Source organism: Corallococcus macrosporus (assembly GCF_017302985.1).
GTDB classification, from domain to species: Bacteria; Myxococcota; Myxococcia; order Myxococcales; family Myxococcaceae; genus Corallococcus; species Corallococcus macrosporus_A.
Genome location: NZ_JAFIMU010000002.1, coordinates 761,790 through 773,783 on the forward strand (window position 1 = coordinate 761,790; position 11,994 = coordinate 773,783).

The window sequence follows — 11,994 nt, forward strand, 5'->3', positions numbered from 1 at the left end:
GTCGATTTCCGGGGCGCCCATTCGACGTGCATTTGATTGAGTTCGCGCCGTGACGGTTTCCAAGGCGCAGGCCGCGGTGCACGCGGTGTGGAGAATCGAGTCCGCCCGGCTCATCGCCGGGCTTGCGCGCATGGTGCGCGACGTGGGGCAGGCGGAGGAGCTGGCGCAGGACGCGCTGGTGGCGGCGTTGGAGAAGTGGCCGGTGTCGGGCGTGCCGGAGAACCCGGGCGCGTGGCTCATGGCCACCGCGAAGCGCCGCGCCATCGACGAGATGCGCCGTCACAAGCTGCTCGCGCGCAAGCACGAGGAGCTGGGCCACGGGCTGGAGGAGGCGGAGGTGCCAGACCTGGACGCGGCCCTGGACGACGACGTCGGAGACGACCTCCTGCGCCTCATCTTCACGTCCTGCCACCCGGTGCTGTCCCCGGAGGCGCGCGTGGCGCTCACGCTGCGGCTGTTGGGCGGCCTGACGACGGATGAGATTGCCCGCGCGTTCCTGGTGCCGGAGCCCACGGTGGCCCAGCGCATCGTGCGGGCCAAGCGGACGCTGGCGGAGAAGGGCGTCCCCTTCGAAGTGCCCCGGGGCGAGGAGTTGGCGGCGCGGCTCGCGTCGGTGCTGGAGGTCATCTACCTCATCTTCAACGAGGGCTACGCCGCCACCGCGGGCGACGGCTGGATGCGCCCGGAGCTCTGCCAGGACGCGCTGCGCCTGGGCCGCATCCTGGCGGAGCTGGCGCCGGGTGAGCCGGAGGTGCACGGGCTGGTGGCGCTGATGGAGATCCAGGCGTCGCGGGCCCGGGCGCGGGTGGGGCCCTCCGGGGAGCCCGTGCTGCTGCTGGAGCAGAACCGCGCGCTGTGGGATCAGCTCCTCATCCGCCGCGGGCTCGCGGCGCTGGAGCGCGCGGAGAAGGCGGGCGCGGCGGGGCCGTACGTGTTGCAGGCCTCCATCGCCGCGTGCCACGCGCGGGCTCGCACGCCGGAGGAGACGGACTGGCCCCGCATCGCGGCGCTCTACACGGTGCTCGCGCGGCTCACGCCGTCACCGGTGGTGGAGCTGAACCGCGCCGTCGCCCTGTCCATGGCGTTCGGTCCCGCGACGGGCTTGGAGCTGGTGGATCAGCTCGTGGCCGAGCCGTCGCTCAAGCACTACCACCTGCTGCCCGCCGTGCGCGGCGACCTGCTCCAGAAGCTGGGACGTCTGAAGGAAGCCAGGGCGGAGTTCGAGCGGGCCGCGTCGCTCACGCGCAACGCGAAGGAGCAGGCGCTGCTGCGCTCGCGTGCCGCCGCGTGCGCGGGTGAGAAGCCGTCTTAGCCACGTCGCGGCACCCAGGAGCAGGGAGCGGCGGGCATCCGTGAAGCATGCCCGCCCTCCCTTCACGTCACGCGCTCAGGGGAGCGGCGACAGCTCCAGGTTGTCGAAGTTCGTGTCCCAGCCGTTGGACGTCTTCACGGTGAGCACCGAGCAGGGCGTAGTCCAGGTCGGCACCAGGTGCGTAATCGCCCCCGCCGTCAGGGGGAAGGTGATGGCGGGCTGGTCGAGGCAGCTCAGCGTGACCGTGGCGCCGGTGTCCCACGTGAAGGCATCCAGGCCCAGGACGCGCCGCTGGCCCAGGAAGGACAGGTTGGCCTGGGTGAGGCCGCCGCCGTTGAAGGAGATGCTCTTCGTGTCGAACCCGCCCCAGGGCGACGCGATGTACCAGCGGTTGAGGCCGAACTGGACGGGGCCGTGCGTGCCGTTGAAGGTCTCGTCCTGTCCGGGGAAGGTGTCGAAGGTGACGAGGTTGGTGGACGGGCCCACGGGGATGGGCAGCGCGTGGGTGTTGTTGCCGGGCACGAAGTCCGCCTGCGTGGCGGAGATGGTGGCCTGGCTGGTGAACGTCCCGGTGCCGAAGGGGATGGCCTCCACGTGGATGGTGAAGCTGCCGCCCGGCGGCAGGGTGGGGGCGCCGCACTGCAGGTCGCTGAAGAACCCGCAGTGGCTGCCGCTCATGCCCGGCGCGTTCGCGGAGTAGAAGAAGTAGTTCAGGCCCGCGGGGATCGGGACGTCGAGCACGACGTCCGTGGCGGTCGCCGGGCCGTTGTTCGTCACGGTGATGTCGTAGAGGAGCAGGTCACCGTTGGCGCCCGTACCGGCGGGGAACGACTGCGTCACGGCCAGGTCCGCCGTCGCGGGACCGCCCGGCGCCGAGGGGACGAACGTCACGTCCACCCAGAAGTTGGTGTTGAGCCACGCCTCCGTGGGGAACGCGCTGCCGTTGAGGTTGCGCACGCCGTTGCCGCCCGCCGCCACGGTGGAGGGCGCGTGCAGCGGGGGCATGTCCACGCCCGCGGTGCTGAAGTAGTTCGGGGTGATGGCGTAGCGCCCGCCCGTGGCGAAGTACGACACGACATAGGTCGTGTTCGCGGTCAGGCTCACCGGCGCGGGGAAGGACAGCTCACGCCAGCCGAAGCCCGTCTCCGCGGGCGTCGTCTCCGTGGTGGCCAGCAGCGTGCCGGTGGCGCTCCACAGGTGGCCCACGTGCGGGCCGTTGTCGGTGCTGCCCTTGTAGTAGCGGACCTTCGTCACCGTGCCCGCCACGTCGGTGCGGAACTTCACGCCGACCTCCGCGGGGGTGGTGTCGGCGTTCTCGAACTGCGGGTCGCCCGTCACGCTGTTCCACAGGCTGCAGGGGTTGCAGGCCATGTTCGCCAGCGTGGTGCCGAGGACGATGGTGGAGGACGGGCTGAGGTTGCCGGCGGCGTCACGTCCGCGCACGGCGTAGTTGTAGCTGGTGGAGGGCGTCAGGCCGGTGTCGCGGAAGCGCGTGGTGGTGCCGGGCAGCTCCGCGATGAGCTCGTTGTTGCGGTACACCAGGTGCCAGCGGGCGTTGCCCTGCGTCTCGCCCGTGCCGTCCACGGACGCGTACCAGGTCAGGTCGATGGCGGTCGGCGAGTTGGCCACGGCGGTGACGTTGGTGGGCGCGCGCGGGGCCGTGGTGTCGTTGGGCTGGAAGGCCACGTCCACCCAGTAGTTGCTCGCGTTGAAGGAGCTCGTCGGGAAGCCGCTGGTGCTGCCGTAGCGGTAGAGGCCGTTGCTGGTCGCCTCGGCGTGCAGGGGCGGCACGTCCAGCGCGGTGGCGAAGCCATTGCCCGTCACCGCGTAGTGCCCGGCGGGCGCGTAGTACGAGACGACGTAGTTCGTGTCCGCCGCGATGGTGACCGGCGTGGTGAAGCGCGCCTCCTGCCAGCCGGAGGCCGTCTCGTTCTGGAACGTCACGGTGGCCAGCAGCGAACCGGACGCCGTCCACAGGCTGCCGGTGTGCGTGCCCGTGTTGCCCGGGCCCTTGTAGAAGCGCACGCCCATGATCCGCCCGGGCGCGTCGCTGCGGAAGCGCACGCCCAGCTCCACCGCGCCGCTGTCGTCCGCGGCCGCGACGGCCGGGACCGCGGTGGTGCCCAGCAGCGACCGCTCACCGGCCAGCAGCGGCTGCGCGGCCGCCGTGGCCTCCGGTGTCTCCGGAGTGGCCGTTTCCGCGGGCGCACAGCCCGCCTGAATCCAGGTGATACCCAATACGAATGTCGTGACCCATCGTGATGCACGTCGAAGCACGTCGGACTCCTTGTCTGGGAAAGCCGGACGTGGGTTCGCACAGTGTCAACCTGGAATTCAAGTGTTCCATGAGTGGTCGACATTTCTTGCGTGGCTGACGCCGTGTCTCACGGTGCTCGCGACAATTCCGCCAGGAATTGAAACAACGCCGCCTGTTCGGATGGGAGGGCCAGCAACCATGTATGGCCCTGGCCCGGCACCTCGCGCGTCTCCAGTCTCAGCTCGGCCGTGCGCCAGGATTCACTCGCGGTCCTCCACAAGGGCGCGCTGCCATCCGTCTCACCGATGAACGACAGGATGGGCACCCGGGCATGCGCGGCGGTCCGGGGCGGGGTGTGTTCATCGCCTTGTGACAGACGCGGGGCGCCAGCGATGAGGACCAGCGCCCGGAAGGCCTCGGGACGCGCGGCCCACAGCTCCAGCGCCATCTGCGCGCCCGCGCTGAAGCCCAGGAGCACCGGCCGCTCCGCGTCCACGCCAGGGACCCGAGCCACTTCTGGCAGCGTGCCGAGCATCATCCGGTTCGCGTCCGCGCCGCTCCAGCCCTCCGCGTGCTGGCGGGGGAACGTCAGCAGCGCGAAGCCCTGATCCGCGAAGGCCCCGGCCAGGGGCTCCACCAGCGTCAGTCCATCCGAGCCTGTCGGATGCAGCCAGACCACCAGGCGGTGCGGGTGTTCCGGGGTGGCCTGCCCGGAGACGAAGAGGCGGTAGGGCAGTCCGTTGGCGGGAGCGCCCGTCCGCGTCGGAGAGGCCGTCTCCACGGGCGTCCCGGGCACGGTGGCGCACGCGGTGGCCAGGGCCATGGCCAGGAGGACACGGAGGGGCTTCAGGCTCATGCGGTGGGAAGCCTCCTGGCCGGGACGGACGCCTTCAGTCCAGCAGGGCTTGGAGGGTGCTCGCCAGCATGAGGAGGAGGATCCGCCACGCGACGCCCTTTCGCTTCCGGCCGCGTTGAACCCCCGTGACGTGCTCTTGCGCAGTCGTGATCGGGCAAATCCAAGCAGGGGCTCCGGTGGGGGCCCCCGGGGGCCTGTAGGCGTTGGAGGCACACGAGTCTTCCGCGGGACGGAAGCCTGGGGCAAACGGGCTGCTTCTCCTCTGGGAGATGCCGCGTCTTCACTCGTGGCGAAGGACCTTCCACTGCCGGACATCCGCGGGGGCGCCGGGCGCTCGCGGGGGGTTGTGGGCCTGGGGCGCGTGCCTAGCTTGCCGGCGTCCATGACGAACGAACTGCACCCGACGGCGCGGCCTACGCGCGTGGCTCACGTGATGTATGGCCTGGAGATGGGCGGACTCGAACAGCTGGTGGTCCGGCTGTCCCAGCATGGCCGCGAGCGGGGCATCGAATCCGTGGTGCTGGCCCTGGGGCCGGACGGTCCGGTGCGCGAGCTGCTCCAGCGCGTCAACGTCCCCACGGTGTGGCTGGGAGGCCTGGCGGGCATGACGCCCACGGCCATCCGCCGGCTGGCCCAGGAGGTGGACGCCTTTGGCGCCGACGTGGTCCACGGCCACGACGTGGGGCCCTGGCTCAACGCCGTCGCCACCCGGACGCTGCGTCCGCGCACGCCCGTGCTGGGCACCTTCCACCAGACGGTCGAGCCGCAGGGCAAGCTGCGCCCCGCCGCCATGGCCGCCGCGATGTTCACCCAGTCCCTGGTCGCGTGCGGCAGTGAAGTGCGCGCCAGCCTGGAGCGCTGGAGCCCGAAGCTGCTGTCGAACGTGGTCACCATCGAGAACGGCGTGCCGCTGGAGGTCGCCACGGGCGACGAGGCCCGCCGGGCCGCCCGTGAGCGCCTGGGCCTGCCGCAGGACGCCACCGTGGTGGGCTACCTGGGCCGCCTCTCCGAGGAGAAGGGCCCGGACCTCCTGGTGGACGCCTTCCTGCGCCACTTCGCGGACGCGAAGGACACGCACCTGGTGATGATTGGCCCCGGCCCGATGGAGGCCTCGCTGCGCGCTCGAGCCGCCGCGTCGCCGCTGGCCGGACGGGTGCACTTCACGGGCGCGCTGCTGGAGGCGAGCAAGCTGCTGCCCGCGTTCGACGTCTACGTGCAGCCGTCCCGCCGTGAGGGCCGCTCGCTGTCGCTGCTGGAGGCGATGGCGGTGGGGCTGCCTACGGTGTCGCACGCCATCCCTGCCATTCAGGAGGTGCACCGCGATGGCCAGACGGCGCTGCTCGTGCCGTCCGGAGACGTGGATGCGCTCGCGGGCGCGGTGAAGCGCCTGGCCCACGACGCGGAGCTGCGTTCGCGCCTGGGTGAGGCCGCGAAGCGCGAGGTGCAGCGCTACTCGCTGTCCACGATGGTGGACACGTACGCGAAGCTCTATCGGGGTGCCGCGGCTCGCGCGCAGGCGTGAGCGGCACGGGAGAACGACGGGTGCCGCACTCCACCATCCTCCATGTGCGCAGCACCTGCGGCCTGTACGGCGCGGAGCGGGCGCTGCTGTCGCTGGCCGCGTCGACGCCGCAGCCGTGGCGGGCGCAGGTGTGCAGCCTCGTGTCGCCCGGACGGGTGGACGTGTTGTCGGGCGCGGCGCGTGAGCAGGGGCTGGACGCGCTGACGCTGGAGGTGCCCGGCCGCTTCAGCGCGATGGCCGTGGCCACGCTCGCCTCGGAGGTCCGCCGCCGGGGCGTGGGGTTGCTGCACGCGCATGACTACAAGTCGCTCACGCTGGGCGCCGCCGCGAGCGCGCTCGCCGGAGTGCCGCTGGTGGCCACGTACCACGGAGACACCGGTGCCACGCCCGCGTTGATTGCCTACGAAGGGCTGGCGCGAGTGCTGGGCAACTGCACGAGCGCGGTGGCCGCGGTGTCGCGCGAGCTGACCGCGCGCCTGCGCCGCTACGTCCACCGCTCGCCGGTGGTCTACATCCCCAACGCGCTGCCTCTGTCGGAGCCGTGCACGGAGGAGGAGCGTCTCCAGGCTCGCGAGTCCCTGGGGCTGGCGCCGGAGGGGGCCGTCATCGCGCTGGTGGGCCGCCTGTCGGTGGAGAAGGGGCCGCAGGTCCTGCTGGACGCGATGCAGCGCCTGTCCAGGACACCCGGAGCCACGGTGCCCACGCTGCTGCTGGTGGGCGATGGTCCGCTGCGCGAGTCGCTGGAGGCGCAGGCGCAGGGACTGCCGGTGCGCTTCCTGGGATTCCGCTCGGAGGTGCGCAGCGTGTACGCCGCGGCGGACGCGGTGGTGATGCCTTCGCTGAGGGAAGGCATGCCGCTGGTCGCGCTGGAGGCGATGGCGCTGGGACGGCCCCTGGTGGCGTCCGGAGTCGGAGAGCTGCCCCACGTGCTGGGCACGGGGCGCGGGCTCGTGGTGCCACCGGGAGATGCGGGAACGTTGGCCTCCGCGCTGGCGGGGCTGCTGGCCGCGCCGGGTTGGAGGGCGCGGATGGCGCAGGCCGCGCGGGAGTACGTCGTGGCCCATCACGCGCCGGAGCGGATGGCGAATCGGTACATCGAATCGCTCTACCTGCCCGCGCTCATGGATCAGCCTCACGCCCAGGCGGCCGCCGCCGGGTAGGGCAAGCCCCTGGCATTCTCCTGCCTCGGTCGGGCCCGCGGTCGGTGCCCACCGCACCCTGCAAGGAGGCTCAAGCGGCTCCTGCCCCATCGGCGATGGCCCCAGGCTCCAGACCCGCATGCGGTCCGCCTTCCGCCCGGCCTGGCCCAACTGGTCCGACAGTCGGACCAGTTCGTGAGCCGCACGTCCAAACCGGTCGGGCTGTAGGACAGGTTCGTGCGCCGCTCGTCCAAGCCGGTCCGGCTGTAGGGCCAGTTCGGACGCCGCGCGTCCAAGCCGGTCCAGCTTTAGGACCAGTCCGTGAGCCGCTCGTCGAAACCGGTCAGGCTGTCGGACCAGTCCATGAGCCGCTCGTCGAAACCGGTCAGGCTGTCGGACCAGTCCATGAGCCGCGCGCCCAAACTGGTCCGACTGTCGGACCGGTTCGTGGGCTGGCCGGCCAGTGGTGCGTCACCCCGTTCATTCCTGTAGGCGTGCGGCGCAACCCCACCGCACGCCCGGGAAGGCTCAGGCGGCCTGCGTCCCCGAGGGCTTCTGCCCGCTACCGCCGGTGCCCGACGCGCTCAGGTAGAGGTCGCCCAGGCCCGCGCCGATGCCGTCCCAGGCGAAGGCCTCCGCCATGCGCCGGGCGTTGTCCGCGAGCTTCTTGCAGAGGGCCGGATCATTCCGCAGCCGGCGCAGCGCGGCGGCGAACTCCTGCGGGGACTCCGCGAGCAGCACGTGCTGCCCCTCCACCACCGGCAAGCCCTCCACCGCGAGGCGCGTGGCCACCACGGGCACTCCCGCCGCCGCGGCTTCCAGCACCTTGAGACGCGTTCCACTGCCCGCGCGCAGCGGGATGGCCGTCGCCAGCGCTCGCGCCAGGTACGGGGCCACCGACGGCACCGAACCCGTCACCACCAGCCGCTCGTTCTCCAGCGCGCGCACGGACGCGGGCGGACTGCGGCCCACCACCATGAGCTTGCTGGTCGCCAGGTCCGCCGACACCAGCGGCCACACCTCGCGCGCCAAGAGCAGCACCGCGTCTTCATTGGGCCACCAGTCCATGGAGCCCACGAAGACCAAATCGTCGCCCGCGGCCTCGCGGGGCGCGAAGTCCGGCAGCTTCACGCCGTTGGGCACCACGTGCACCCGCTTCGCCCCCAGCGAGCGCAGCTGCTGGGCGTCCACGTCCGAGCACGCCAGCACCGTGTCCGCCTGGCTCACGCACTCGCGCTCCAGCCGCTCCACCCGCTTGAACTGCCAGTTCAGGAACGCCCGCAGCGGCGGAGAGCTCAGCGGCGCCATCCGCGCGAGCAGCTGGCTCTCCACATTGTGCTCGTCGATGACCATGTGCGCGGCCGGGTTGAGCTTCCGCGCCAGCGGCAACAGCTGCGCCATGTGCAGGTGGTCGAAGTGGATGATGTCGAAGGGGCCGCGCTCCGCCAGCACCCGGCGCAGCGCGTCCTGCAGGCCCTGGCGCGCGAAGCGGACGTAGGTGAGCGGCGTGCCCCGCAGGAAGGCCCGCGTGCTGTTCAGCGTCTCCCGAGGCGCCACGCGCGGCAGGTCCACCAGGTGCAGCCTGGAGGCCGGCACGCCCAGCTCTCCCAGCCAGCGCTTGAAGCCCTCGGCGTCGTTGCCCGCCCGGTGCACCGCGAACACGTCGAGCTCGAAGCGCGAGGCAAGGGCACGCACCAGCTCGAGCGTGCGCAGGGTGCCGCCCGTATCCGAAGGCAGCGGAACGTAGGGAAGGATGGCGAGTACGCGTCGCACGGTGGAAAACCAGACCTGCTCAGGAGACGGGTGGACCTGGGCCGCGTGCTCCTCACCACGGCCACCGGCTTGGTAAGCACCTGCGCGCCATGGGCCCAGGGCCCCGCCGCGCTTTCCCGTCAATGGACAACAGATCGCGGATCCCCCACCCAATGGGATGCCGCACCGCGTCTTCCGAGCGACAGCAGGATTCCCGGGAGTCTGGGCCCAGGGGGCACCCGGTGTGCGAGGGCCTCGAAAAGGCGCGCCGTTTCCGGCATGAGGACGCCGAGCAGCGCAACGACGGAGGAAGCCATGGGCCTGGGGCAGACGCAGGGGGCCGCGGCGCGCGAGCGCATCGCGCGGCTGCGGCAGGTGATGCGGGAGCGCGGTGTGGCGGCGGTCTGGGTGCCGACGAGCGACCCGCACCTGTCCACCTACCTGCCGGGCCGCTGGAAGGGCCGGGAGTGGGCGTCTGGCTTCACCGGCTCGCTGGCCACGCTGGTGGTGACTGCGGACTACGCGGGCCTGTGGGTGGACAGCCGCTACTGGGACCAGGCGGACGCCCAGCTGAAGGGCAGCGGCATCGCGACGGTGCGTACGACGAACGCGCCCGGGCAGTCACACCTGGACTGGCTGGCCGCGAACGTGCCGCCGGGGCAGGTGGTGGCGGTGGACGGAGCGGTGCTGGGCCTGGGCCAGGCGCGCTCGGCGGCCACGCAGTTGTCGGCGGCGGGGCTGGTGCTGCGCACGGACCTGGACGTGGTGGCGGAGGCCTGGGCGGACCGGCCGTCCCTGCCCGCCGCACCCGTGTACTCGCACGCGCTGTCCCCGGTGTCGCGCACCGACAAGCTGCGGGCCGTGCGCGCGGAGATGGGCGTGCTGGGCGCGACGCACCACTTCATCTCCACGCTGGATGACGTCGCGTGGCTGACCAACCTGCGCGGCGCGGACGTGGACTACATCCCGGTGTTCCTGGCGCACCTGCTGGTGGAGCCCGGCGGGGCCCGCCTGTTCATCGGCGCGGGCAAGGTGCCGGACGCGCTGCGCGCCGAGCTGGAGGCGGACGGCATCACCCTCCATCCCTACGACGAGGCGGCCCGCGCGCTGGGGGCGCTGCCGGAGGGGACGCGGCTGCTCGTGGATCCGCGGCGCATCACCCACGGGCTGCGGCAGGCGGTGGGCAAGGGCGTGAGCGTGGTGGAGGGGCTCAACCCGTCCACCGTGGCCAAGTCGCGCAAGACGGACGCGGAGCTGGCGCACTTCCGCAACGCGATGGAGCAGGACGGCGCGGCGCTGTGCGCGTTCTTCGCCTGGTTCGAGTCCGCGCTGGGCCGCGAGCCCATCACCGAGCTGACCGTCGACGAGCGCCTCTCCGCGGAGCGGGCGCGGCGCCCGGGCTTCGTGTCGCTCAGCTTCTCCACCATCGCCGCGTTCAACGCGAACGCCGCGATGCCGCACTACCGCGCGACGCAGGCCTCGCACGCGACGGTGTGCCTGCCGGGACAGAAGCCGCGGGGCCTGCTGCTCATCGACTCCGGCGGGCAGTACACGTCCGGCACCACGGACATCACCCGCGTGGTGCCCGTGGGGGAGCCCTCGGCGGAGCAGCGGCGCGACTTCACGCTGGTGCTGCGCGGGATGATCAACCTGTCCCGGGCCCGCTTCCCGAAGGGGACGCGCTCCCCGAACCTGGACGCGCTGGCGCGGGCGCCGCTGTGGGCGGAGGGGCTGGACTACGGCCACGGCACGGGCCACGGCGTGGGCTTCTTCCTCAACGTGCACGAGGGGCCGCACGGCGTCTCCCCGACGATGCCCAATGACCTCACCACGGCGCTGGAGCCGGGGATGATCACCTCCAACGAGCCCGGCCTCTACCGCCCGGGCCGCTGGGGCATCCGCATCGAGAACCTCATCGCCGCGGTGCCGGACCAGAAGACGGAGTTCGGCGACTTCCTGCGCTTCGAGACGCTGAGCCTCTGCCCCATCGACACGCGGCTGGTGGAGAAGGCCTTGCTGTCGCGGGAGGAGACGGACTGGCTCAATGCCTATCACGCCACCGTGCGCGAGCGGCTCCAGCCCCACGTCGAAGGCGCGGCGCGCGACTGGCTGCTCCAGCGCACCCAGCCGCTCTGAAGCCACGCTGCTCACGGCCGGACGGAAGGACAGACACGGCCCTGGACGCGCTGGCCCGGCGGCGCGCATGCTGGGCCGCGCGGGGGGCCGGCCCCGCATGGGATGGGAAGGACTTCGCATGCGATTGACCCGAGTGCTGTTCCCCCTGCTGGCCATCCTCCCCCTCCTCGCCTGCGGCGACAGCGAGGGCGGGGTGGGGGAGAGCTGCGGCGATGAAGGCTGTGATTCCGGCCTCACCTGCCGCAGGGACTTCCCCGGCACCTTCTGCGCGCAGGACTGCACCGAGGAAGGGGCGGGCGGCGGCTGTCCGTCCGGCACGCTGTGCACGCGCCAGCTCGACACGCTGATGTGCTCGCCCGTCTGCGACTCCGAGTCCGACTGCCGCGAGAGCTTCGCCTGCAACGGCGTCAGCAACACGAACCTCAAGGCCTGTCAGGTCAAGCTGTAGGCCCCGGCCCCACGGACAGTGTCCGCTGGCGGGGAGTAGCCAGCCGCCGGGACATGGGATGGATTGGGCCCATGGCCTCGTCCCCGTCGTCCCACCGCTGGATGCTGACCGCCTTCCTCGTCTGGCTCCCCGGGCTCGTGCACGTCTTCCCGCTGCTGGGCGTCTACATGCTGATGTTCAACAAGGCCTACGCCCTGGCCTTGTTCGTCGGCTTCGCCCTCACCGGGCTCGCCCTGGGCCTCATCCAGGGGCTCACGCGCGGCCCACGGGCGCTGTGGGTCACCCCGGCGTCCTTCGTCGTGGGGTGGTCACCGCTGGCGCTGCTCATGGCCCTGAACGCCCCCTTCAACGTCGCGTGGACGCTGACCCTGTTCACCTCCGCCGGGTGCGTGGGCCTGGGGCAGTGGATGCTCCGCTCAGAAGACCGGGCCTGAGGCACCCCGGAGGGCATGACGCGGCCGGACAGGGGCTGGGCGGCTCCCGTGAAAATCCATAGCGTCCGCTATGCCTTCCCGCGTCATGCGGGACCTTCGCGATCCATGTAACCCGCGGAGCGGCAATGGCGTATCGCC

At 71.8% G+C, this 11,994-nt stretch carries 9 protein-coding genes; 6 read left to right on the top strand and 3 right to left on the bottom strand.

Annotation, left to right across the window (positions count from 1 at the left end; translation table 11 throughout):
* Positions 1–49 precede the first annotated feature (49 nt).
* Complete coding sequence (locus tag JYK02_RS03565) at positions 50–1,312, top strand: sigma-70 family RNA polymerase sigma factor (protein WP_207048429.1); 1,263 nt, start codon at positions 50–52, stop codon at positions 1,310–1,312.
* 75 nt (positions 1,313–1,387) lie between these two features.
* On the opposite strand, the gene JYK02_RS03570 is transcribed toward JYK02_RS03565, so the two are convergent.
* The gene (locus tag JYK02_RS03570) at positions 1,388–3,550 is read right to left on the bottom strand and encodes a DUF4082 domain-containing protein (RefSeq protein ID WP_242588312.1); all 2,163 of its coding nucleotides are present in this window, start codon (positions 3,548–3,550) and stop codon (positions 1,388–1,390) included.
* 146 nt (positions 3,551–3,696) lie between these two features.
* Positions 3,697–4,425: a hypothetical protein gene (locus JYK02_RS03575; protein ID WP_207048431.1), complete on the bottom strand. Its 729-nt coding sequence runs from the start codon at positions 4,423–4,425 to the stop codon at positions 3,697–3,699.
* A 382-nt stretch (positions 4,426–4,807) separates the two neighbouring features.
* Between JYK02_RS03575 and JYK02_RS03580 the strand changes: the two genes are divergently transcribed.
* Positions 4,808–5,947: a glycosyltransferase gene (locus JYK02_RS03580; RefSeq protein WP_207048432.1), complete on the top strand. Its 1,140-nt coding sequence runs from the start codon at positions 4,808–4,810 to the stop codon at positions 5,945–5,947.
* A 20-nt stretch (positions 5,948–5,967) separates the two neighbouring features.
* Positions 5,968–7,107 (top strand): glycosyltransferase, encoded by a 1,140-nt coding sequence (locus JYK02_RS03585; RefSeq protein ID WP_207048433.1) that lies wholly within the window; start codon positions 5,968–5,970, stop codon positions 7,105–7,107.
* 507 nt (positions 7,108–7,614) lie between these two features.
* Here the strand turns inward: JYK02_RS03585 and JYK02_RS03590 are convergent.
* Positions 7,615–8,859 carry a glycosyltransferase gene (locus JYK02_RS03590; RefSeq protein WP_207048434.1) on the bottom strand — a complete coding sequence of 415 codons (1,245 nt, stop codon included), beginning with the start codon at positions 8,857–8,859 and terminating at the stop codon, positions 7,615–7,617.
* A gap of 294 nt (positions 8,860–9,153) precedes the next feature.
* Between JYK02_RS03590 and JYK02_RS03595 the strand changes: the two genes are divergently transcribed.
* The 3 genes from JYK02_RS03595 (at position 9,154) to JYK02_RS03605 (ending at position 11,856) form a co-directional block, all read left to right on the top strand.
* Positions 9,154–10,974: an aminopeptidase P family protein gene (locus JYK02_RS03595; protein ID WP_207048435.1), complete on the top strand. Its 1,821-nt coding sequence runs from the start codon at positions 9,154–9,156 to the stop codon at positions 10,972–10,974.
* Positions 10,975–11,092: 118 nt separating this feature from the next.
* A complete protein-coding gene (locus JYK02_RS03600; protein ID WP_207048436.1) occupies positions 11,093–11,422 on the top strand; it encodes a hypothetical protein in 330 nt (109 codons plus the stop codon).
* A 71-nt stretch (positions 11,423–11,493) separates the two neighbouring features.
* Positions 11,494–11,856: a hypothetical protein gene (locus JYK02_RS03605; protein WP_207048437.1), complete on the top strand. Its 363-nt coding sequence runs from the start codon at positions 11,494–11,496 to the stop codon at positions 11,854–11,856.
* Positions 11,857–11,994 lie beyond the last annotated feature (138 nt).